This is a genomic window from Bacillus sp. R45 (assembly GCF_021729365.1).
Taxonomy (GTDB): domain Bacteria; phylum Bacillota; class Bacilli; order Bacillales; family Bacillaceae; genus Bacillus; species Bacillus velezensis.
The window spans coordinates 679,678-701,022 of sequence record NZ_CP091421.1; the positions used below are offsets into that span (position 1 = coordinate 679,678).

The following is a 21,345-nucleotide window of genomic DNA, read 5'->3' on the forward strand; positions in this document are numbered from 1 at the left end:
ATGAGCTGCATGGAGTCCGTTTTTAACGGGCTTTTTTATTTTCTTACAGGGCATAAATGCCGATACGGATTCATACCTATTAAGGTCATGTGTTTAGGAAAGGAGGATCGTAATGAAAGAAAATCAGCCGTTTACACCGGTCAAATCCTATAAACCCTTCCACAGCCGGTTTGATCCCTGCCCGCCGATCGGGAGAAAATACTACAGAACGCCGCCGCATCTTTATATGCGGTTTCAGCCTTATCACTTGGAGCAGTTTTCTCCGATGGAGGCATTAAGAAAAGGGACCCTTTGGAAGGATCTTTACGATTTCTATGATAATCCTTATCGGGGGGGAATCGAATATGGCGAAAAAGATTGATGATGAATACTATCGGCTGCTGGAGCAAATTCAGGCGGCGGACTTTGTCTTGGTGGAGCTGACGCTTTATCTGGATACGCATCCCCATGACCGTCTCGCGCTTCAGCAGTTTCATGAATATTCCCGGTACTCAAGGCAGCTGAGAAAACGGTTTGAGCCTGAGTACGGACCGCTTCTGCAATTCGGCGTGAGTCAGGCCGGCGCTCAATGGGACTGGGGCCGCGGTCCTTGGCCATGGCAAGTATAAGGAGGGATCTGTAAATGTGGGTATATGAAAAAAAGCTGCAGTATCCGGTTAAAGTGAGTACGTGCAACCCGATGCTGGCTAAGTTTCTCATTGAACAATACGGCGGGGCGGACGGCGAATTGGCCGCAGCGCTCCGGTACTTAAACCAGCGCTACACGATTCCTGACAAGGTGATCGGCCTGCTGACGGATATCGGCACGGAGGAGTTTGCGCATTTAGAAATGATTGCGACGATGATTTATAAGCTGACAAAAGATGCGACACCGGAGCAGCTGCGTGATGCAGGGCTCAGTGATCATTACGTCAACCATGACAGCGCGCTGTTTTATCACAATGCGGCCGGCGTTCCGTTCACAGCGTCTTACATACAGGCGAAGGGAGATCCGATTGCTGATTTATATGAGGATATTGCGGCTGAAGAAAAGGCGAGAGCGACGTATCAATGGATTATTGATATTTCCGATGATCCTGACCTGAATGATTCACTCCGTTTTCTGCGTGAGCGTGAAATCGTTCACTCTATGCGTTTCAGGGAAGCGGTTGAGATTTTAAAAGAAGAACGTGATAAGAAGAAAATTTTTTAAACGGCCCTCAAACATGACGGCTGTTTTTTTCCTTTCTGCGTTTGGTCTATAATAAAGGTGTCGAATATTCTGATTACAGGAGGATTTTATGACACCATTTACGATTACGGAGGAGAAGGCGGGGGCATTCCGGGTCACCTCCGCCCGGAAGGATGATGAAGAAGAGGTCATGGATCTGCTCGTGCAGGCGGCAGAATGGCTTCGCGATAAAGGGTCGAACCAGTGGAGCGGCCTTCTGCAAGGGGAAGATCCCCACAATATGCGGGAGGCGATCGCCAAAGGGTATGTTTTTTTATTCAGGCAGAATGAAGAGCTGGCCGGCGTCGTCATGCTGCTTCCCGAAGCAAGCGGGTGGGACAGACGTCTATGGGGCGATGAAGGACATGAGGAGTCCGTATATCTCCACCGGCTGGCGATTAACAGGCGGTTTGCAGGGGCGGGGCTCGGCCGGACAATCATGACTTGGGCGGAGACGGGTGTGTCTTGTCCGGGAAAAACGAAAATCCGGCTCGACTGCGTGTTCGGAAACAAGGCGCTTCAGTCGTTTTACAGCAGAATGGGGTACGAATCAAAAGGAATCGCGCCGGGTTATCATTTGTTTGAAAAAAAGGTGAGCAAATAAAAAGCTCCTCATGACGGAGGTGCAAAAGACATGGGGTTTTTTTATCTGATCTGTCTGGCCGCATTTTGTCTTAACTTTGCCGTATCGGCTGTGCTCCGTAAGAAATGGCCGAAAAAGATGTGGCCTGAGTGGCTTTTGGCGGTGCTGGGCCTGACTGCTTTCGGTACGGTTGTTTACAGCATTTTCGGTGTCGGCGGCTGGGAAGGCATGGGCTTGGGGCTTGCCGCGATGTTTGCGGGTTCCGGAGCGGCCGCCGGTTATGCCGCTGAGGTATGCTTACGGGTCGTCAGATCGAATCAAAAACAGTAAGCAGAAGTGAAAAAAACGCAGCCTCGGCTGCGTTTTTTTGTGTATTGCCGGCCGCTGTATAGAAAACAGGCGAATGTCCATAATGGTAATGACTTTTAAGAAGAAGGTGCAAATATGGGACATTTACTTACAGTGGCTTGGGAGTTAGTATGCGGCTTGGGTATTTTATTTGTGATTTTAAAATTGCTTGGAAAAACTCAATTCTCGCAAATTACGCCGTTTGATTTTATTTCCGCGCTCATCCTCGGCGAACTGGTCGGAAATGCGGTGTATGATAAAGGCGTCAGGATTATTGAAATCATTTTTGCTTCTCTGTTATGGGGGGTTTTAATTTATCTCATCGAACTGATTACGCAGAAAGTAAAAAGCTCCAGAAAGCTGTTGGAGGGCGAGCCGAGTATTATCATACATAAAGGAAAACTGAAATATGATGTGCTGAAAAAGAATAAGCTGGACATTAATCAATTGCAAAGCCTTCTCAGACAGGCGAATTGCTTTTCTATACAGGAAGCGGAGTACGCAATTTTAGAAACAAACGGGATGGTCAGCGTCCTGCCGAAATTTCAATATGACACGACGAAGAACGGCGACATGCAAATAAAGCCGAAGCAGGTCTCTTTGCCGGTCACGCTGATTATTGACGGCGAAGTGCTGTATGAAAATCTGAAAGAAGCCGGGCTGGAAGAAAAGCAGCTGAATCAGGAGCTGAAAAAGCTGAACATCAAAAAAACGGAGGACGTGCTGTATGCGGAATGGAAGCCCGATAAACCGCTGTTTGTCCTGCCGTTTGAGGAGAAAAAATAAAAAGAGCATTGCCCTGGGGCAAATGCTCTTTATTATTTTTCGTGTACGCCTGTTTTAACGGCTCTGACATGATACATACCGACATCCGTCCCAAGCATATAATCAGGTTTCGGCTTGCCTTGGTTTGCTTTGTGGGCCGCGATGTGGTCTTCGCTTTTTTCCCATTGTTTCCAATGGTCTTCTGACTCCCAGCGGATTAACACGACGACTTCTTCATCACCGCGGCGGACTTTTTTTTCCAGGATCGTTACGTCTATCAAACCTTCCTGCTTTTCAATCACGCCTTCTGAACTGAAGCGTTCGATTACTTTGTCGGCATGTCCTTCTTTTACGGTCATTTTTCTGATTTGCACAAACATCTGGCAGCTCTCCAATCCTTTTTACGCTTTATCCAACATTTTAAATGAAAATGATTCTCAAAGTCAATTAAGATGCCTGACGGATTACGATTTCAGGAGAAAGACATGACCATCCTCATCTTTAAATTGCACGAAGCTGCCCCATTCCATTTGTTTCGGTTCATCTAAAAAGGTGATGCCGTTCCTTTTCATCTGTTCATATGCGGCAAAGACATCTTCACACTCAAATACGATAGAAGCCTTCATATGCTCGGCGCCTTTCATCATCGATTTCGGATAAATAACCAAATGAGTGGCGGCCCCTTTGGGCGCTACCTCAAGCCAGAAGGCGCCCGGTCCCATCGGATGCTCGGCGACGGTTTCAAACCCCGCTTTTTCCGTCCAGAATGTTTTCGCTTTTTGCTGATCATCAGTGTATACGGCGACTGTCGCGATTTTTTTGATCATCATACTGACCTCCTGTTTCATTTCTTTTATAGTGTATCCTCCTGCCGAAAAAAGCAATCAAAAGCTTTAATGTGCAGGTTTTTTTAATTTCTCTAGTGCGATCGGCGATTCCGATTTATAATTTAGACAAAAGTACATATTCTTGAAAGAGGAGACGGCAGTGAACAAAGACCAATTACTTCATGATTATATTATTACACATTCGGCAGAGCTGACGGAAAAATGGCTCAAGCTGAGACGGAAGCTGAGAGGGCGTTTTTATTCTGCGGATCAATTAAGTGAGGAAATGAAACGGCTGCTGATCGAGCAGCATACCTTTACAAACACGGTCATCGCAAGCGCTTTTTTGGAAGATCCGGCCGTTTTTCAGCATAACAAAGAAAAATGGGCCGCTCAGGTAGCGAAAAGCAGAGTGGAGCAAGACGCGGAGGTTCATGAGGTCGTTGAGGCGATCGGCAATTCAAGAACCGTCTTTTGGGAGGCGGTCACCCGTTTTATGGATGAGCATCAGGACATTGTAACAAATGAGGATGCCCGCCGCTGGAATTACCTTGTCAACGGCTCGTTTGATCAGCTGATGACGGATTTTACTGAACAGTTTCAGAAATTAATGATCGCGAGGCTGTCATCTCAGCAGGAGCTTATTTCCGAATTGAGCTGTCCGGTTATTTTGATCGCGGATACGATCGGCACTCTGCCGCTCATCGGCGCGATTGATACGAGACGGGCGCGTGTGATTTTGGAGTCGGTGCCGGAAAACTGTGTCGCCAAACGGATCACAAACCTTGTAATTGATCTGTCCGGTGTGCCCATTGTCGATACGATGGTGGCGCAGCAATTATATATGCTGTCGAAAACGTTATTTCTCCTCGGCATCAGAACCGTGTTTTCCGGCATTCGGCCTGATGTGGCACAGACTTCTATCCAATTGGGACTTGATTTTTCAGAGTATCAAACTTACGGCTCTCTGGAGCAGGCGCTCGCCAGCATGGGTGTCACATGTGTTATCGAGGAAGCAAAAGCATAGAAAAAAGGTGCTCCGTCCAGAGGCGGGGCGCTTTTTTTGTCAGCGGAAAACAATTTAAACATGTCGGAACGTGAAGATTGCGTTCTTAAAAACAGCAATATGACGCCTTGGGGGCGGGCGTCGGCGACACGGTTTATGTCAAAGCGAAGGAAGTGAAAGTTTTCGCAAAGAAAACATATCCGAAAATTGTGTAAATGCTGTTGATTTCTGAATGAAAACATAATAGTATAATTATATATTTCTTATCAGAATAGTATGAATTAAAACACTCATTGTCAAAAGACGAACGTCCAGACATAAAGGGGGAGCATGATGACGTCCAAAGGAAACGTAGATCCGCATGTGATCGAAAAGATTATCAGTGCGCTGGAAACGCTCGATTTCGGGACTGTTCAGATTACGGTTCATAATTCCCAAGTGACACAAATTGATAAGGTGGAGAAATATCGATTTTCCCTGAAGAGCAAAGAAGTAAAACAATCCTAAAAAACAGCCAATGACAGGAGGCGGTACATATGAAGCATTCAACTGTTCCTTTCCGGGAGAGCCGGTATCTGCACCTGCCCGAAGTGCGCTTTCTGCATTGGTGCACGAAGCAATACGGCATAAATAAAGGCGTGCTCAATACAATTGACGGCTGGTTTTATGATGCGGGCGTCATTCCGATTCCCGTCAGGCGTCTTTATGTGCTGGCATTCCTTGATTTCGTGAAAACGCCGGGGCAGAAGGGGAATATCCGATTCGGGCACGGCGGATTGACGAAAAAACTGCATGATTTCATGGATATGCAGGAGTGCGCAGCAAAACGTCAGGCCTGACATCCTTAAAATCTTCTTAAAATCATGCGAATTTCTCCCATTTTATTTATAATAGACCTATCACGATCATTTTTTGGGAGGACTTTTGACATGCAAACTGCTGCTTATGAGAGCAAACAATCTATTATGCAGCGCATTATCACGGTATTTGTGTTTACACTGTTAGTTGCGACAATCGGCCTGTATACGGGCCAGTTCATTCCGCCGGCATTGATGCTGCCGCTGTCGATCTTGGAGGTCGTCATGATCATCGCCGCATTTTGGCTGCGCCGAAAAAAAGCCGTCGGATATGTGTTTGTCTTTTCATTCGCTTTTATTTCCGGAATGACGCTGTTTCCGATCATCAGCCATTATGCGTCCGCAGCCGGAGCCTATGTCGTATTGGAGGCATTCGGTTCTTCGTTTGTGATTTTTGCGGTGCTCGGTACGATCGGCGCTAAGACGAAAAAGGACTTGTCGTTTTTATGGTCCTTCTTGCTTGTCGCTGTTATCGCGCTTCTCGCAGTGGGGATCTTTAATATTTTCAGCCCGCTGAATTCCGCCGCCATGATGGCGTATTCCGTCATCGGAACAATTGTGTTTTCAATGTACATCTTATACGATCTGAACCAGATCAAGCACCGGGACATCACGGCTGACCTGATTCCTTTGATGGCATTGACGCTTTATATCGACTTTATCAACTTGTTTATCAACCTGCTTCGGTTTTTCGGGATTTTAAACAGTGATGATTAATCGCGCGAAAAAGGCGCCCTGCTAAGAGGGGCGCCTTTTTATGTTCTGTCTCCGGAAAATAGCAGAAGCTTATCAAATAAAACTTCAAGCATTTTTGTCAATTCCGCTTTTTCTCCAGCGGTGAAGCTTTCCATGACTCCTGAAATGTTGGAGAAGTGGCCGGGAAGAAACAGCATCAGCTTTTCTTTTCCTTCCCTTGTAAGTTCGATGCTGATTTTTCGTCTGTCACCGGTATGCCGGCTGCGGTTTACAAAGCCGTCCCGTGCGAGTCCGTCGATCAATCCGGTGATGGTCGCTTTGGTGACATTGGATTTTTTCGCCAGCTCCGTCGGACTCAGGCTATGGCCGGGTTCGTCAAACAGAAACATTAAAATTTTGAATTTCCCTTCGGACAATCCGTGACTTGAGAAATAATGCTCCATGACCTGATTCATTTTTTTAGACATATCAAATAACGTCAAAAATGTTTTCAATGATTCAGCATCCATATCGGCGTAAATCTCAGCGCGTCCGGCAATCTGCGAGTAATCCGGCAAATGTCTCAATTCCATTTTGTAAGCCTCCGTACCATTTTAGTGATTCAAAGTATAAGCTTGCCGGATTCAAAAGGCAACCTATAAAGATTGACAGTTTTTCAGCCAATATAGTAAGGTGGCTAATAGTTAACAAATGATAAATAAATTGAGAAGGCGGTATCGTGATGAACCATGAAGTGAAAAAGATCATCATAGCGGGCGGAGGGATCGGCGGCCTGTCCGCAGCGATTTCTCTCGGCAGAGCGGGTTTTGAAGTGACCCTTTGCGAGGCGGCGTCCGACATGCGAAAAAGCGGAGCGGGCATTCTCCAGCCTCAAAATGCGCTGCGGGTGCTGCAGGAAATCGGTGTGTATGATGAATGCTGTCAACACGGCTTTCAAACGGAATGGCTGAAGCAGCATGATGAAAACGGAACGCTGCAGTTTAAAGTGAGTGAGGCGTTTTTAGATGATTCATTGCCGGGGCGGAATAATATATTGCGTCAAACGTTAAACGATATCCTCAGGAAGCATGCTGAGGCGGCGGGGGTCACGATTCTGCCCGGTAAAAAAGTCGTGTCTTACGAAGAAACGGCAGATGAAATAACGGTGCATTGTGCAGACGGAACCGCGATGACGGCTGACATCCTCGCCGGCTTTGACGGCATCCGCTCCGCTGTCCGCGATCACATGCTGCAAAGGGAAGTGAAAACAGAGTATCTCGGCATGGGAGCGCACAGATTTTACATTTCTTTTCCCGAGCCGGTTTTTCATGATTCGGCACTGATGTATAAAAAGGGGCAGACGCAGGTCGGGGTCGTGCCGCTCTCTGAAAAAACAGGATACGTATTTATCATCCGGCCGTATGACGCTGACTTCAGGGATGACGAGGACACACGTTTTGAACGGGTGAGAGACTTGCTGCGCGGAATTCCGGGAGTGAAGTTTGTGACAGAGAATATGTCAAAGGAATATCCCGTTTTGTTTCATAAGATTGAGCAGATGGCGGTCAAAGAACCGTGGCACAGAGGCCGCGTCGTTCTGGGCGGGGATGCCGTCCATGCAGGAGCGCCGACATTGGCGCAGGGAGCGGCGATGGCGATTGAAGACGCGATTGTGCTTAGTAAAGAACTGCAAAAACACGAAAACCATGAAACTGCATGTCAAGCATACTTCGAAAGACGGGCGGAGCGGGCATTACAGGTGCAGAATCTCTCATCTGAAATCGTCCGCCGCGAGATAAAGGGAACGCCCGGCGTCCAAGACATCATCGGTGAATGCTATCGATTGCTCAAAGAGCCTTATTAAATACAGAAAGTCCAGAACATGGCGTCTGGACTTTTGTCAGTCTTGTTCAGATTTATTCCGTATCCGCTCAATCACCTCATGCAGCCCCTCAGGCTTGTGAAACTCCACCGGCGAACTGCCTTTTTCAAACGAGATCGTCTCCGCCTCAATGAGCGCGACATAGCGCCCGTTCACTTTTGCGAGATGGATGGATTCGCCGAAATCAGCCAGTAATCCTTTAATCTCTGTTTCTCCGACTTTCATTTTCAGCTCGGCTTCCGGCGTGTGTTCAATGATCTGCGCGGATGCCTCGATGACTTGATGGGTGTCGAGGCGCTCCTGAATTTCCCGCTTTTCACTCGCTTCCCAAATTTCAATGTCGTGCTCAAACTGCTGAAGCTCTTCGCTGTTTTCTTCAAAAGTTTCATACACGTGCTCCTGCACCATGTTCATGACTTGGTTTTTCATGATTTCCGGCATCGATTCGCCATATTCGACAAATTTGAGAAAATCTTCGAAATAACGGGCGTGCGAGGCCTGGTGGATTTTCAGCTCATGCTCTTCCGTCATGCCTTCTTCCGGCATATACGGATATTGAATGCTTTTCATGTTTTTTGTCGTGATGGCCATTTCGACCTTTTTAATGAGAGACGAGGCGTCTGAGATGCGGGCGACCTTCGGCTCGAAATCGCATTTCATCATAAAGACGAATTTGTCCTCAAAATATTTGCGCGGAACGGCCGAAGCCACGATAAAAACACCGCCGCGCACGGCGCTCGTGTCAAGATAAGTACGGACGAACTGTTCGCTTGCCTCGATAAATGCTTCCTTCGTATCCGCAAGTCTGGCGCGGTTGAAAAGGTTGTAATTCGGATTTGAATCAAGCTCATGGCCCGGCTCCGTGATAAAATGGCCGATTTTTGTGGGGACCTGCTCGGATTGCGGATGCCGTTCAGCTTTCCGTTTGACGATTTTCTTCAATTCCCCGTCAAGAAAATCCTTCAGCTCGCTTTCTTCAAATTCGTCTGTGTCAAGGGTCTGGAAATGTTTGAACTGTTTGTTTGCCTGTTCGTCTTTTCCTTCCACTTGAATGACATAAAACGATAAAAACTTGATTTCAAAATCCATATGTGAACTCACCTTATTTCTGTATTTAACAAGCCTCTCCAGTATAGAAAAAACCGTTATCAATCGTCAATCCGGGGATTGATCCGTAACGGCGGATAATTGGCCGGTGAAAAGGGCACTGTAGTTGGAAGGAACGCATCAATGTGTAAGAAAGGGTGTTATTCATGAAGGAAACAGGTCCGATTCCGCAGCCGAAGACATTCGGTCCTCTCGGCAATCTTCCTTTGCTTGATAAAGACAAGCCTACAATGTCGCTGATCAAACTGGCAAACGAGCAGGGGCCTATTTTTCAGCTGCATACCCCGGCGGGCGCCATTATCGTCGTGTCCGGACATGAACTGGTGAAAGAGGTATGTGATGAAGAGCGGTTCGATAAAAGCATTGAAGGTGCTTTGGAGAAAGTCCGGGCGTTTTCCGGTGACGGGCTGTTTACAAGCTGGACGCATGAGCCTAACTGGCGAAAGGCGCATAATATTCTGATGCCGACCTTCAGCCAGCGCGCGATGAAAGATTATCATGCGATGATGACTGATATCGCGGTGCAGCTGATTCAAAAATGGGCTAGGCTGAACCCGGATGAGGCCGTTGATGTGCCTGCCGATATGACCCGCCTGACGCTCGATACGATCGGGCTTTGCGGCTTTAACTATCGGTTTAACAGCTATTACAGGGAAACGCCTCATCCGTTTATCAACAGCATGGTGCGCGCCCTTGATGAAGCGATGCACCAAATGCAGCGCCTTGATGTTCAGGATAAGCTCATGATCAGGACGAAGCGCCAATTTCATCATGACATTCAGGCGATGTTTTCGTTAGTAGACAGTATTATCGCAGAGCGCCGGTCAGGCGGACGGGATGAAAAGGATCTGCTGGCCAGAATGCTGAATGTGGAAGACCCGGAAACGGGCGAAAAACTTGATGATGAAAATATCCGGTTTCAAATCATCACGTTTTTAATTGCCGGCCACGAAACGACCAGCGGCCTGCTTTCCTTTGCCATCTATTTTCTGCTGAAACATCCCCGTGTTTTGGAAAAAGCCTATGAAGAAGCCGATCGGGTTTTGACCGATCCCGTTCCTTCTTATAAACAAGTACTGGAGCTTAGTTATATCCGAATGATTTTGCAGGAGTCATTGCGCTTATGGCCGACCGCGCCTGCGTTCAGCCTTTATGCGAAAGAGGATACGGTGATCGGCGGGAAATATCCGATCACGCCGAAAGACAGAATTTCCGTCTTAATTCCCCAGCTTCACCGTGATAAAGACGCGTGGGGAGACAATGCGGAGGAATTTTATCCGGAGCGGTTTGAACATCCTGATCTAGTGCCTCACCATGCGTATAAGCCTTTCGGAAACGGGCAGAGGGCGTGTATCGGTATGCAGTTCGCCCTGCATGAAGCAACTCTTGTTCTGGGGATGATTCTGCAGCATTTTACCTTTATCGATCACACCGATTATGAGCTCGATATTAAACAGACACTGACGATTAAGCCCGGCGACTTTCATATCCGGGTGCGGCCGAGAAACAAAGGAGCCGTTGCGGCAGCTCTCCCGGCGGCTGAAAAAGCGGCGGAAGACGTCGAAAAAGAAAAACGGGAAACAAAAGGCGCATCCATTATCGGGCTTGATAACCGACCGCTTCTGATTTTGTACGGCTCAGATACGGGAACCGCAGAAGGCGTGGCGCGGGAACTTGCCGATACTGCCGGGATGCACGGCGTCCGGACTGAAACGGCGCCTTTAAATGACCGGATCGGAAAACTGCCGAAAGAAGGAGCTCTCTTGATCATTACGTCCTCTTATAACGGAAAGCCTCCGAGCAACGCGGGACAATTCGTTCAATGGCTTGAAGAAGTCAAACCCGGGGAGCTGGAAGGTGTCCGATATGCCGTCTTCGGCTGCGGTGATCATAACTGGGCGGCGACATATCAGGCTGTGCCGAGACTGATTGATGAGAAGCTTGCCGAAAAAGGGGCGGAACGCTTTTCTGCCCGAGGCGAAGGGGACGTCAGCGGGGATTTTGAAGGAAAGCTTGATGAATGGAAAAAAAGCATGTGGACGGACGCCATGAAGGCATTCGGTCTTAAGCTGAATGAAAATGCCGAAAAAGAGCGAAGTGCGCTGGGCCTTCAATTTGTCAGCGGGCTTGGCGGGTCTCCGTTGGCACAGACGTATGAAGCGGTTTACGCATCCGTTGCGGAAAACAGGGAACTTCAGGCGCCGGAAAGCGGCCGGAGCACAAGGCATATCGAAATCACTCTGCCGAAAGAGGCTGCCTATCATGAAGGGGATCATCTCGGCGTGCTGCCGGTAAACAGCAAAGAGCAGGTCAGCCGTGTTCTCCGCCGGTTCAATCTGAACGGGAATGATCAAGTGCTGCTGACGGCCAGCGGACAGAGCGCGGCTCATCTCCCGCTCGATCGGCCCGTCAGGCTGCATGATCTTCTGAGCAGCTGTGTCGAATTGCAGGAAGCGGCATCAAGGGCTCAAATCCGGGAAATGGCCGCTTATACGGTCTGTCCGCCGCACAAACGGGAATTGGAAGATTTTCTTGAGGAGGGCGTCTATCAGGAGCAAATCTTAACATCGCGCGTCTCAATGCTCGATCTCCTTGAAAAATATGAAGCGTGTGAACTTCCGTTTGAGCGATTTCTGGAGCTTTTGCGCCCGCTGAAGCCGCGGTATTATTCGATTTCAAGTTCGCCTCGGAAACATCCCGGGCAGGCCTCAATTACCGTCGGCGTCGTTCGCGGCCCCGCCCGGAGCGGTTTGGGTGAGTATCGCGGAGTCGCTTCGAATTATTTAGCGGACCGCCGCCCTGAGGATGGTATCGTGATGTTTGTCCGCACTCCGGAAACACGATTCCGGCTGCCGGAAGATCCGGAAAAACCGATTATTATGGTCGGTCCCGGCACAGGAGTCGCCCCGTTCCGCGGATTTCTGCAGGCTCGGGCAGCGTTAAAAAAAGAAGGAAAAGAGCTGGGGGAGGCTCATCTGTATTTCGGATGCAGAAACGATCATGATTTTATTTACCGTGACGAGCTTGAAGCTTATGAAAAAGACGGAATCGTGACGCTTCATACGGCTTTCTCCCGCAAAGAAGGCGTACCGAAAACATATGTGCAGCACTTAATGGCGAAAGACGCCGGCGCTTTAATTTCCATCCTCGGCCGGGGAGGGCACCTCTACGTATGCGGCGACGGCAGCAAAATGGCGCCCGATGTAGAGGCAACGCTGCAAAAAGCGTATCAGTCGGTCCGCGAAACAGACGAACGGCAAGCGCAAGAATGGCTTTTGGACCTCCAGACAAAAGGCATTTACGCAAAAGATGTTTGGGCGGGGATTTGAGCGATGTGATGAAAAGGACTGGATGACTCCGGTCCTTTTTTTACATCACCCAAAAAAAACCTTCAAGTTTTTCAGTCCCTTTGCATACAATAACTTCAGCCCGCCTGTTGGGCGGCTGTCTTTGATATTCATTTTTCGTTTTTAGAAGTTTGTGTTATTCTTATATTTGGTATCTCCTATTTTCAGACCGGGTCTGATAAGGTACCTTTTAATGCCAGAAAAAAATGTGAAACGAAGAACGGATATCCTGCGTCTAATGGCTGGCGGGATAAGATGTTCAATAGGCATGACACGAATGATAAATATATCGTTTTTTAAAATGGTGTGTTTATGGGGCTGTGTGATGCTTTCGTTTTGCTCGGAAAGCAGGAATTGAAGCAAAAAGTAAGAATACAGATTTAAAGTGTTTAGGAAAGTAGAGGTTGCCATGAAGAAATTATTTTCTTACAGACTTAGTTTTTTTGTACTGGCTATTATTTTGTTTTGGGCCAAAACGTATTTAGCCTATCATGCTGAATTCAACCTTGGGGTGAAGGGTCCGACGCAGCAGTTTCTGCTTGTGATCAATCCGTTCTCAAGCGCCATTTTCTTTTTAGGACTGGCATTGTTTGCGAAAGGCCGCAAATCAGCGATTATCATGGTGATTATTGATTTCATCATGACGTTTATTTTGTATGCCAATATCCTATTCTATCGATTCTTCGATGATTTCTTGACATTCCCGAACTTAAAGCAATCCGGTAATGTCGGAAATATGGGAGACGGCATCTTCAGCATTATGTCCGGCCATGATATTTTATACTTTGTTGATATTATTATTTTAATCGCGCTTCTGGTGTGGAGACGTGAGCTGAAGGAATTCAAGCTGAAAAAACGGTATACGTCATTAATTATCGTGACGGGTATTGTGTTGTTCTTCGTGAACCTGGCGATTGCCGAAGAGGACCGCCCGGAGCTGCTGACAAGAACGTTTGACCGCAATTACATTGTAAAATACTTAGGCCTTTATAATTACACGATTTATGACGGCGTACAGACGGCGCAGACGGAATCACAGCGTGCATATGCCAGCAGTGATGACCTGACGAGCGTTGAAAACTACACATCGTCGCATTATGCGAAGCCGAACGCCGAGTATTTCGGCAAGGCCAAAGGCAAAAATATCATTAAGATTCACCTGGAGAGCTTCCAATCATTTTTGATCAATTACAAACTTGACGGAAAAGAAGTTACGCCGTTCCTGAATAAACTCGCCCGCGGCGGAGAGGACATGACGTACTTTGATAACTTTTTCCACCAAACGGGCCAAGGTAAAACATCTGACGCCGAGCTGATGATGGATAACAGTCTGTTCGGACTGCCTGAAGGGTCAGCCTTCGTGACAAAAGGGGAAAACACGTATCAATCGCTTCCTGCCATCCTTGACCAAAGTGAGGGCTATACAAGCGCCGTTTTACACGGTGACTACAAATCATTCTGGAACCGTGACCAGATTTACAAACATATCGGCTACGATAAATTCTTTGACGCCAGCACATACGATATGTCTGATGACAACCTTGTCAATATGGGACTGAAGGATAAACCGTTCTTCAAAGAATCTATACCGAAGCTTCAGTCGCTGAAACAGCCGTTCTACGCGCATTTGCTCACGCTGACGAACCATTATCCGTTTACGCTTGATGAAAAAGACGCAACGATCGAAAAAGCGAAAACGGGCGACGCGACTGTGGATGACTATTTCCAGACGGCGCGTTATCTTGACGAAGCGCTTGAACAGTTCTTTAAAGATCTGAAGTCATCCGGTTTATATGACAACTCGGTGATTATGCTTTACGGAGACCATTACGGAATCTCTGAAAACCATAACCGCGCGATGAAAGAAATTCTCGGCAAAGAAATTACGCCTTATCAAAACGCGCAGAATCAGCGTGTGCCGCTTATGCTTCGCATCCCCGGCAAAAAAGGCGGGGTGAACCATACGTACGGCGGTGAAATGGACGTTGTGCCGACGATCCTTCACTTGGAAGGCATCGATTCTAAGAAATATATTAATTTCGGCACCGATCTCTTCTCGAAAGACCATGATGATACGGTGACGTTCCGCAACGGAGATTACGTCACGCCGAAATATACTTCCATCTCCAATGTCGTATACGATACGAAGACAGGGAAAGAACTGAAAGGCAATCAGGAAACGAAAAACCTGAAAGCCAGAGTCACAGAGCAGCTGAAGCTGTCTGACAGCGTGATGTACAAAGACCTGCTCAGATTCCACAAATTGAGCGACTTTACGCCGGTTGATCCGTCTAAATATCATTACGGCAAAGAAAAGCTGAATCAGGATAATAAATAATAGAAAGAGCCTTACGGAATTTCCGTGAGGCTCTTTTTTTTGTGTATCTTCACCAATCTGAAAAAAGAGAGAGCTTTTGGTCACAAAGGGCGCCAATCTCTCATATCTTACAGTAGATTTTGAAACCGGTGGTAGAGAATCGGACAAATTATCGGGTTGGTTTCTCTTATACGGGCGGTTTCGAATCCAATATTCACAGAGAAGAGGGGTAGAGATGAAAGCAGTCATTCTCTGCGGCGGAAAAGGAACGAGAATGAGCGAAATCACCAATGAACGTCCCAAACCGCTCGCCATGATAGGCGGCAAACCGATTCTATGGCATATTATGAAACTCTATCAATACTATGGCGTGAACGAATTTATCCTGCTTCTTGGTTTCAAAGGAGAAATGATTAAGGAATATTTCTTAGATTATGACTGGAAGAATCACAGCATGACGCTGGACAGCTCTACCGGAGAAGTGCGGATATTGGGAACATCCGAGCCGTGGAAAATCACTTTTTTAGACACGGGGGAACACACGCAGACAGCGGGGCGGCTTCTACAGGCGAAGGACATCATCGGTGATGAAACCTTTCTTATGACGTACGGGGACGGACTGGCGAACATCAACCTGTTTCATCTGATCAGCTATCATCAATCAAAAGGGGCTGCGGCAACCGTCACCGGTATAGAAAAGACCTCGCAATTCGGAACGCTGACGGTTGAAGACGGTATGGCGAAAAGCTTTTCTGAAAAAACCTCAAGTGACGGCATCATCAACGGCGGATTTTTCGTGCTCAGCCCGAAGGTATTTGATTATCTGCCGAAAGACAGGGACGTCATGTTTGAAGAAGAACCGCTGAAGGAGCTGGCAAAGGACGGCGAATTGGCGGTATACCGGCATTACGGTTTCTGGACGGCGATCGATACGTATAAAAATCTGCTGGAAATCAACAAGATGTGGGACCGGGGACAACATGTATGGAAGGTATGGTGATCAAGTTTGAGTTTCTGGAAAAATAAAAATGTGTTTGTGACGGGATGTACAGGTCTTTTAGGAAGCTGCTTGGTGAAGGAACTGATCGATCAGGGGGCTAATGTGACGGGACTTGTCCGTGACACTGTGCCCAAGTCGAACCTGTATCAGGGAGAACAAGTGAAGCAAATGAATATCGTGCACGGCGCGCTTGAAGATCTGGATGTGATTGAGCGGGCGCTGGGCGAGTATGAAATTGACACGGTCTTTCATTTAGCCGCTCAGGCGATCGTCGGCGTCGCAAACCGCAATCCGATTTCCACATTTGAAGCCAATATTCTCGGCACATGGAACATCCTTGAAGCGTGCCGCAGGCACCCGCTCATCAAGCGGGTGATCGTCGCGTCCAGTGATAAAGCGTACGGCGACCAGCCGACACTGCCGTACGATGAAAACATGCCTCTTCAGGGCAAACATCCGTATGACGTATCAAAAAGCTGTGCCGATTTATTAAGCCACACATATTTTAATACGTACGGACTTCCGGTCTGTATTACGCGCTGCGGCAACTTGTACGGCGGCGGAGATTTGAACTTCAACCGGATTATTCCGCAGACGATTCAGCTCGTGCTGAACGGTGAAGCGCCGGAAATCCGCAGCGACGGCACATTTATCCGTGATTATTTTTACATCGAGGATGCGGTCGAGGCATACCTTTTGCTGGCGGAAAAGATGGAGGAGCTCAATCTTGCGGGAGAAGCGTTCAACTTCAGCAATGAGATTCAGCTGACGGTGCTGGAACTTGTAGAAAAAATTCTTAAGGCGATGGACAGTGACCTCAAGCCGAAAGTGCTTAACCAGGGAAGCCACGAAATCAAGCACCAATATTTATCAGCGGAAAAGGCGAGGAAGCTTCTGAATTGGACGCCCGCGCATACCATTGATGAAGGATTAGAAAAAACGATCGAATGGTATAAAGCCTTTTTTCAAAAGTAACAGAAACAGAGGTGAGAGAAAGACGTGACAAGCGCATATTGCACAGTTTTATCAAAAGGAAGGCTGTATCAGGCTATCGCTTTGTTCGGCTCATTGAAAGCGGTTCAGGCGGACGCCCCCATTTTTACTTTGTGTATGGATCAAGACACCTATGACGTGCTTCAGGCAATGCGTCCGGATAATGTCACCTTGATTCAGGTGTCCGCACTGGAAAATGAGGAGCTCCTTGAACTGAAGCGGACGAGGGATCAGAGCGAATACTGCTGGACGGTGAAGCCGGTATTTCTCGAATTCGTGCTGGACGGACATCCGGAATTAGAGCGTGTCACGTACATTGATGCCGATTTGTTTTTCTTCGCTGATCCGCGCGCGATTTTTGACAATCAGCCGGATTGTTCGGTGCTTCTGTCACGGGGCGATATCGTCATTCCCTCATTTGAAAAACAGGAAATCGACATGCTGCAGCGTCTTTTAGGCCGGTATAATTCCGGTTTTCTCAGCTTCAAAACCGACAGTGCCGGCACAGATTGTCTCAGATGGTGGAAAGAACGCTGCCTTGAAGAATGCAAAAATGCGCCGGGCGAAGGAAAATTCGGAGATCAAGGCTACTTGGATTACATGTCCGGTCTGTTCCCGAACGTGTGTGACATCACCACGCCCGGCGTGAATATCGGCCATTGGAATTACGGCCGCCACACGTTTTCATGGAAGGACGGGCGTCTTGTGCTCGAAGACGGAAATCCGCTGATTTTCTATCATTTCAGCGGATACCGGATCGTCACAGCCGGCGACATTCGGCAGATTCATGAGACGGACCGGACCGACCTGCCTTTTGTCCATCAGCTTTATCAGGACATTCTGAAGCGGGTGATCGGGACGGTCAGCGCCGTCTGCCCGGAGTTCAGCGGCTTTGCATCTGAGGATGATAACAAATAAATGATCATATACAGGAAGTGAACGAAAAGTGAAGGCAAGCGTCATTGTTCCCGCATATAATTCCAAGGAGAGGCTTTATAACAGCCTGCTGTCCCTGAATGAACAGGAATGCACAGAGCCGTTCGAAGTGATTGTGGCTGACAACGGTTCGGAAGACGGAACCTTATCCATGCTTGAATCATTCAGCGCGAATTTTCCGCTGATTTTTGTGAGAATTAAAGAAAACAGAGGGATCGCTTACGGCCGGAATCAGGCGGTCCGCAATGCCAGAGGCGATATTTTGATTTTCCATGACAGCGACATGCTTGCCGAAAAGGATTTGGTGGCGAAGCATATCAAGGCTCATGAGAACCGGGACGATCTTGTCGTATGCGGTATGTTCTGGAAGCGGATTTACAGCTTTTATTATGACCGTTTTGAAAAAGAGCATAAGGAAAAACTCGCCGAACTGTATGAAGAGCTGCCGGGCGATAAAGAGCCGCTCCTTGATGAAAGTGACATCAGAGACGGAAGCTTTCTTGAACGATGCTTTGATTTAGATACCGACTTTATCCGGGTGCTGAAAAGCATTTTGGAAAAATACGGAGATGATTTGAACGGCTACCGTCTGCCATGGCGTTTTTTCATTACGAACAATTCATCAGTTAAGAGGCAGCACGTGGCAGATCTCGGCCTGTTTGATGAAGGCATTGTCAGATACGGCTTTGAAGATTATGATCTCGGCATCAGGCTTCATCAGTCGGGAATGAGATTTCAGCTGCGGCGCGATATCATGAGCGTCCATCAGGAGCATCCGAGCAACTGCGCTTCCGTTGATGACATCAGGGCGAATATCGCGTACATGTGCGACAAGTACAATGACATTCATTCGCTTGACGTGCACCTCGCGTTTAACGGCCCGTTTGACGCGGAGTTAACCAACAGCATAATGGCAGACATCGAAGTGCTGCTTGATTATGAGAAATATGAAAGCTTGCTGCACATTTTTCTCGAGCTTCTGCACGCGGTTAAAGACCGCAACCTCGATCCGGACTGGAAGACGAAAAGCCCGCGGATCACGGCGAACAGCTTCCAGCTGCCGGAGGTCGGAAAGCTTTTGGCAAAAGCGGAAAAAAAGCTGGGCGTCACGCACTTTGCAAGGGCGTTCAAAGCGCTGACTGCTGATTTACTGCATGTGGATCTTAAATAAATTGGATGTGATATGGTGAGTAAATATCATTTTTCAACCATTGTTTCCAGAACGCATATCTTTAAACTGATGCCGATGATTCATTCTCTCCATGAGCATTGCCGGGATTTTCATCTGTATGTGCTGTGTGTCGATCAGAAAGCGTACGAACTGCTTCAGCAGGTGCCGTGGGAACATGTCACGGCGGTTCAGCTCCATGAAATGGAGGACCCGGAGCTGCTTGAAGCAAAGGGCGGCCGGACGTTTCATGAATATTGCTGGACGCTGAAGCCGGCTTTTCTGTTCCATGTGATGACGGAGTATGATGAAGCCGAATATTTTGCCCATTTGGACACCGATCTCTTTTTCTTCTCAGATGCGGGCGAGCTGTTTGCGGAAAAGCCGGATGCTTCCCTTTTTCTGACGGATCACCGCAATTCAGAACGGTTTGCGTCTTATTACAAGCTGACGGGGCAGTACAACACCGGGTTTGTCGGCGCGCGGAATACCGGGGAAGCGTATCGGGCGGTCTGGCAGTGGAGACAGGATTGCATCTCCTATTGTACGGTGGAGATGAATGAAGAAAAAAAGACATACGGTGACCAAAGGTATGTTGAAAAGTGGCCCGCGCAGTTTGAACACGTGCATGTCACGGAGTCGATCGGCGCGAATGCGGCGCTGTGGAATATTGAGCAATATGACGTCAGCCTGCGCGACGGGGCTGTATATGTCAATGACACCCCGCTGATTTTTTATCATTTTTCAGGCTTTACGCTCGTCACGGAGAACGAATTCAATCTCTGCTGGTACTATCACATTGATGATGAGGCGACAGTCAGTATGATTTACGTCCCGTACATCAAAAACGTAAAAAAATGGATTGATGAAATTCAAAAAGCGTTTCCTGATTTCAGAGACGGGTTTATTCCGAAATATGCGGTTCCTGACACTCATTTTTATACGGTTGAAACATAAAATCCCTGCCTTTTCGGCAGGGATTTTTTTATGAATGCCATTCTTTTAATGTTTTGTCGCTCGGCAGGACAAAGGCGAGCAGACCTAAAACGGGCAGAAAGGCGACGGCTGTCATGGTCGGCGTCAATCCCGCTGAATCAATAAGAGCTCCGAGCGCAACCGCTCCGATCGCGCCCATTCCGAAGGCGAGCCCGACCGTAAGCCCTGACATCGTTCCGATTTTGCCGGGAACAAGCTCCTGCGCGTAGACAACCGTCACGGAGAAGCTGGACATCAGAACAACGCCGATCAGCGCCAGTACGCCATAGGCGATGACAGGTCCCGCAAACGGAAGGAAAATCGTCAAGGGAGCCGATGCCGTCATGGAAACGATGATGACGTTCCGCTTTCCGAAACGGTCTGCAAGCGGCCCGCCGAGAAACGTTCCGACAGCTCCGAAAAATAAAAAGACGAAGATGTAGCTCTGTGCCTGCTGAATGCTGACATGATAGGCATTCATCGCATAGAACGTATAGAAGTTGCCGATCGCGCTCACATACCAGGAGCGCGCGAAAATTAAGAAGATAATCATGATAAGTGCAAGAATAATCGGTTTTGTAATCACGGTCTGCACAGCGGCGGCCGGTGATTTTTTACTTGCGGCGCGCAAATGAATAAGGCGGCCTTTATACCATTTGGCGATATAAATGAGAAACAGCACAGCGATTGCGGCGACTAGCGTAAACCAGACAGAGCCGAATTGACCGAGCGGAACGAGAATCAGCGCGGTAATCAAGGGCGCCATCGCCTGGCCGGTATTCCCTCCGACTTGGTAAATCGATTGCGCCAATCCGCGCTTTTCGCCGGCGGCCATGTAAGCGACACGCGATCCTTCAGGATGAAAGACGGCGGAGCCAAGGCCGATAAAAAAGACACAGCATAAAATCGTCAGAAAAGACGGGGCGAACGCGAGACCTAAAATGCCGAGCATGCTTGCGGTGAGTCCGAGCGGCAAAGCATACGGCATCGGGCGTTTATCCGTATACCAGCCGATGACGGGCTGCATCACGGAAGACACCATATTCAGCGTAAAGGCGATAATTCCGAGCTGCGTAAATGTAAGATTCATGGAACGTTCCAAAATCGGAAACATCGCCGGAATCACCGCTTGCAGTGAATCGTTCAGCAGATGACAGATCCCGATAATGAACAAAATAGAATACATGGTTGTCTCGGGACGATGGACAGGTTTTTCTTTAAGCGGGGCGGCAATTGCCAAAGTGATTCTCCTCCTTTTTATGTAAACGAAGCATACACCATATTATTCATAAGGTGAATGAATTATCAAGGGCAAAAAAGGCTCTTCTTTCTCAAACAGAAAAAAGAGC

Annotated in this window: 23 protein-coding genes; 18 read left to right on the top strand and 5 right to left on the bottom strand. The window is 48.0% G+C overall.

What is annotated here, in order from left to right:
• Window positions 1-112: 112 nt before the first annotated feature.
• From cotJA to L3V45_RS03550, 6 genes are all read left to right on the top strand, one after another.
• Entirely contained in the window at window positions 113-361 is a 249-nt protein-coding gene (cotJA, locus tag L3V45_RS03525; RefSeq protein ID WP_003155704.1) for a spore coat-associated protein CotJA, read from the top strand.
• Window positions 345-608: a spore coat protein CotJB gene (cotJB, locus tag L3V45_RS03530; protein WP_003155702.1), complete on the top strand. Its 264-nt coding sequence runs from the start codon at window positions 345-347 to the stop codon at window positions 606-608. Before cotJA ends, cotJB begins: the two co-directional genes overlap by 17 nt.
• A gap of 14 nt (window positions 609-622) precedes the next feature.
• Complete coding sequence (gene cotJC, locus L3V45_RS03535) at window positions 623-1,192, top strand: spore coat protein CotJC (protein WP_003155700.1); 570 nt, start codon at window positions 623-625, stop codon at window positions 1,190-1,192.
• A gap of 88 nt (window positions 1,193-1,280) precedes the next feature.
• A complete protein-coding gene (locus tag L3V45_RS03540) occupies window positions 1,281-1,814 on the top strand; it encodes a GNAT family N-acetyltransferase (protein ID WP_043866897.1) in 534 nt (177 codons plus the stop codon).
• A gap of 30 nt (window positions 1,815-1,844) precedes the next feature.
• Window positions 1,845-2,123 (top strand): YesK-like family protein, encoded by a 279-nt coding sequence (locus tag L3V45_RS03545; protein WP_003155698.1) that lies wholly within the window; start codon window positions 1,845-1,847, stop codon window positions 2,121-2,123.
• A gap of 114 nt (window positions 2,124-2,237) precedes the next feature.
• Window positions 2,238-2,927 carry a YetF domain-containing protein gene (locus L3V45_RS03550; RefSeq protein ID WP_003155697.1) on the top strand — a complete coding sequence of 230 codons (690 nt, stop codon included), beginning with the start codon at window positions 2,238-2,240 and terminating at the stop codon, window positions 2,925-2,927.
• Window positions 2,928-2,959: 32 nt separating this feature from the next.
• Here the strand turns inward: L3V45_RS03550 and hmoA are convergent, their stop codons facing one another.
• Both hmoA and L3V45_RS03560 read right to left on the bottom strand, forming a co-directional pair.
• Window positions 2,960-3,286 (bottom strand): heme-degrading oxygenase HmoA, encoded by a 327-nt coding sequence (gene hmoA / locus L3V45_RS03555; protein WP_015388574.1) that lies wholly within the window; start codon window positions 3,284-3,286, stop codon window positions 2,960-2,962.
• An 84-nt stretch (window positions 3,287-3,370) separates the two neighbouring features.
• The gene (locus L3V45_RS03560) at window positions 3,371-3,733 is read right to left on the bottom strand and encodes a VOC family protein (RefSeq protein WP_003155695.1); all 363 of its coding nucleotides are present in this window, start codon (window positions 3,731-3,733) and stop codon (window positions 3,371-3,373) included.
• Window positions 3,734-3,893: 160 nt separating this feature from the next.
• Between L3V45_RS03560 and L3V45_RS03565 the strand changes: the two genes are divergently transcribed.
• The 4 genes from L3V45_RS03565 (at window position 3,894) to L3V45_RS03580 (ending at window position 6,313) form a co-directional block, all read left to right on the top strand.
• The gene (locus L3V45_RS03565; RefSeq protein ID WP_014304568.1) at window positions 3,894-4,760 is read left to right on the top strand and encodes an STAS domain-containing protein; all 867 of its coding nucleotides are present in this window, start codon (window positions 3,894-3,896) and stop codon (window positions 4,758-4,760) included.
• Window positions 4,761-5,072: 312 nt separating this feature from the next.
• Window positions 5,073-5,246, top strand: coding sequence for a YezD family protein (locus tag L3V45_RS03570; protein WP_003155693.1), 174 nt, complete (start codon window positions 5,073-5,075; stop codon window positions 5,244-5,246).
• Window positions 5,247-5,275: 29 nt separating this feature from the next.
• Window positions 5,276-5,578, top strand: a complete 303-nt coding sequence (locus tag L3V45_RS03575; RefSeq protein ID WP_003155691.1) for an FMN riboswitch-binding regulator RibR — start codon at window positions 5,276-5,278, stop codon at window positions 5,576-5,578.
• A 90-nt stretch (window positions 5,579-5,668) separates the two neighbouring features.
• Entirely contained in the window at window positions 5,669-6,313 is a 645-nt protein-coding gene (locus L3V45_RS03580) for a Bax inhibitor-1/YccA family protein (RefSeq protein WP_012117028.1), read from the top strand.
• Between the two features lie 38 nt (window positions 6,314-6,351).
• Here L3V45_RS03580 and L3V45_RS03585 read toward each other — a convergent pair whose 3' ends face one another.
• The gene (locus tag L3V45_RS03585; protein ID WP_003155687.1) at window positions 6,352-6,864 is read right to left on the bottom strand and encodes a MarR family winged helix-turn-helix transcriptional regulator; all 513 of its coding nucleotides are present in this window, start codon (window positions 6,862-6,864) and stop codon (window positions 6,352-6,354) included.
• Between the two features lie 149 nt (window positions 6,865-7,013).
• On the opposite strand from L3V45_RS03585, the gene L3V45_RS03590 reads away from it, so the two are divergent.
• On the top strand, window positions 7,014-8,135 hold the full coding sequence (locus L3V45_RS03590; protein WP_236837423.1) for an FAD-dependent oxidoreductase: 1,122 nt from the start codon (window positions 7,014-7,016) through the stop codon (window positions 8,133-8,135).
• Between the two features lie 36 nt (window positions 8,136-8,171).
• Here the strand turns inward: L3V45_RS03590 and L3V45_RS03595 are convergent, their stop codons facing one another.
• Window positions 8,172-9,242, bottom strand: a complete 1,071-nt coding sequence (locus L3V45_RS03595) for a DUF3900 domain-containing protein (protein ID WP_003155683.1) — start codon at window positions 9,240-9,242, stop codon at window positions 8,172-8,174.
• Window positions 9,243-9,406: 164 nt separating this feature from the next.
• Here L3V45_RS03595 and L3V45_RS03600 point away from each other — a divergent pair, with 164 nt between their 5' ends.
• The 7 genes from L3V45_RS03600 (at window position 9,407) to L3V45_RS03630 (ending at window position 19,978) form a co-directional block, all read left to right on the top strand.
• Complete coding sequence (locus L3V45_RS03600) at window positions 9,407-12,589, top strand: bifunctional cytochrome P450/NADPH--P450 reductase (RefSeq protein ID WP_236837256.1); 3,183 nt, start codon at window positions 9,407-9,409, stop codon at window positions 12,587-12,589.
• A gap of 427 nt (window positions 12,590-13,016) precedes the next feature.
• On the top strand, window positions 13,017-14,945 hold the full coding sequence (locus tag L3V45_RS03605; protein ID WP_003155677.1) for a lipoteichoic acid synthase: 1,929 nt from the start codon (window positions 13,017-13,019) through the stop codon (window positions 14,943-14,945).
• Between the two features lie 214 nt (window positions 14,946-15,159).
• On the top strand, window positions 15,160-15,924 hold the full coding sequence (locus L3V45_RS03610) for a glucose-1-phosphate cytidylyltransferase (RefSeq protein WP_003155676.1): 765 nt from the start codon (window positions 15,160-15,162) through the stop codon (window positions 15,922-15,924).
• 6 nt (window positions 15,925-15,930) lie between these two features.
• The gene (locus L3V45_RS03615) at window positions 15,931-16,899 is read left to right on the top strand and encodes a GDP-mannose 4,6-dehydratase (RefSeq protein ID WP_032865771.1); all 969 of its coding nucleotides are present in this window, start codon (window positions 15,931-15,933) and stop codon (window positions 16,897-16,899) included.
• Window positions 16,900-16,923: 24 nt separating this feature from the next.
• Entirely contained in the window at window positions 16,924-17,835 is a 912-nt protein-coding gene (locus L3V45_RS03620) for a putative nucleotide-diphospho-sugar transferase (protein WP_015388567.1), read from the top strand.
• A 28-nt stretch (window positions 17,836-17,863) separates the two neighbouring features.
• Window positions 17,864-19,024 carry a glycosyltransferase family 2 protein gene (locus L3V45_RS03625; RefSeq protein WP_043866901.1) on the top strand — a complete coding sequence of 387 codons (1,161 nt, stop codon included), beginning with the start codon at window positions 17,864-17,866 and terminating at the stop codon, window positions 19,022-19,024.
• A gap of 15 nt (window positions 19,025-19,039) precedes the next feature.
• Window positions 19,040-19,978 (top strand): putative nucleotide-diphospho-sugar transferase, encoded by a 939-nt coding sequence (locus L3V45_RS03630; RefSeq protein ID WP_003155671.1) that lies wholly within the window; start codon window positions 19,040-19,042, stop codon window positions 19,976-19,978.
• Window positions 19,979-20,006: 28 nt separating this feature from the next.
• Here the strand turns inward: L3V45_RS03630 and L3V45_RS03635 are convergent, their stop codons facing one another.
• On the bottom strand, window positions 20,007-21,236 hold the full coding sequence (locus L3V45_RS03635) for an MFS transporter (protein ID WP_003155670.1): 1,230 nt from the start codon (window positions 21,234-21,236) through the stop codon (window positions 20,007-20,009).
• Window positions 21,237-21,345: the final 109 nt, after the last annotated feature.

What these genes read in the sequence shown, in the direction of transcription:
- cotJA (WP_003155704.1), top strand. Translation starts at nt 113, where the DNA reads ATGAAAGAAAATCAGCCGTTTACACCGGTCAAATCCTATAAACCCTTC.
- cotJB (WP_003155702.1), top strand. Translation starts at nt 345, where the DNA reads ATGGCGAAAAAGATTGATGATGAATACTATCGGCTGCTGGAGCAAATT.
- cotJC (WP_003155700.1), top strand. Translation starts at nt 623, where the DNA reads ATGTGGGTATATGAAAAAAAGCTGCAGTATCCGGTTAAAGTGAGTACG.
- L3V45_RS03540 (WP_043866897.1), top strand. Translation starts at nt 1,281, where the DNA reads ATGACACCATTTACGATTACGGAGGAGAAGGCGGGGGCATTCCGGGTC.
- L3V45_RS03545 (WP_003155698.1), top strand. Translation starts at nt 1,845, where the DNA reads ATGGGGTTTTTTTATCTGATCTGTCTGGCCGCATTTTGTCTTAACTTT.
- L3V45_RS03550 (WP_003155697.1), top strand. Translation starts at nt 2,238, where the DNA reads ATGGGACATTTACTTACAGTGGCTTGGGAGTTAGTATGCGGCTTGGGT.
- hmoA (WP_015388574.1), bottom strand. Translation starts at nt 3,286, where the DNA reads ATGTTTGTGCAAATCAGAAAAATGACCGTAAAAGAAGGACATGCCGAC.
- L3V45_RS03560 (WP_003155695.1), bottom strand. Translation starts at nt 3,733, where the DNA reads ATGATCAAAAAAATCGCGACAGTCGCCGTATACACTGATGATCAGCAA.
- L3V45_RS03570 (WP_003155693.1), top strand. Translation starts at nt 5,073, where the DNA reads ATGACGTCCAAAGGAAACGTAGATCCGCATGTGATCGAAAAGATTATC.
- L3V45_RS03575 (WP_003155691.1), top strand. Translation starts at nt 5,276, where the DNA reads ATGAAGCATTCAACTGTTCCTTTCCGGGAGAGCCGGTATCTGCACCTG.
- L3V45_RS03580 (WP_012117028.1), top strand. Translation starts at nt 5,669, where the DNA reads ATGCAAACTGCTGCTTATGAGAGCAAACAATCTATTATGCAGCGCATT.
- L3V45_RS03585 (WP_003155687.1), bottom strand. Translation starts at nt 6,864, where the DNA reads ATGGAATTGAGACATTTGCCGGATTACTCGCAGATTGCCGGACGCGCT.
- L3V45_RS03590 (WP_236837423.1), top strand. Translation starts at nt 7,014, where the DNA reads ATGAACCATGAAGTGAAAAAGATCATCATAGCGGGCGGAGGGATCGGC.
- L3V45_RS03595 (WP_003155683.1), bottom strand. Translation starts at nt 9,242, where the DNA reads ATGGATTTTGAAATCAAGTTTTTATCGTTTTATGTCATTCAAGTGGAA.
- L3V45_RS03600 (WP_236837256.1), top strand. Translation starts at nt 9,407, where the DNA reads ATGAAGGAAACAGGTCCGATTCCGCAGCCGAAGACATTCGGTCCTCTC.
- L3V45_RS03605 (WP_003155677.1), top strand. Translation starts at nt 13,017, where the DNA reads ATGAAGAAATTATTTTCTTACAGACTTAGTTTTTTTGTACTGGCTATT.
- L3V45_RS03610 (WP_003155676.1), top strand. Translation starts at nt 15,160, where the DNA reads ATGAAAGCAGTCATTCTCTGCGGCGGAAAAGGAACGAGAATGAGCGAA.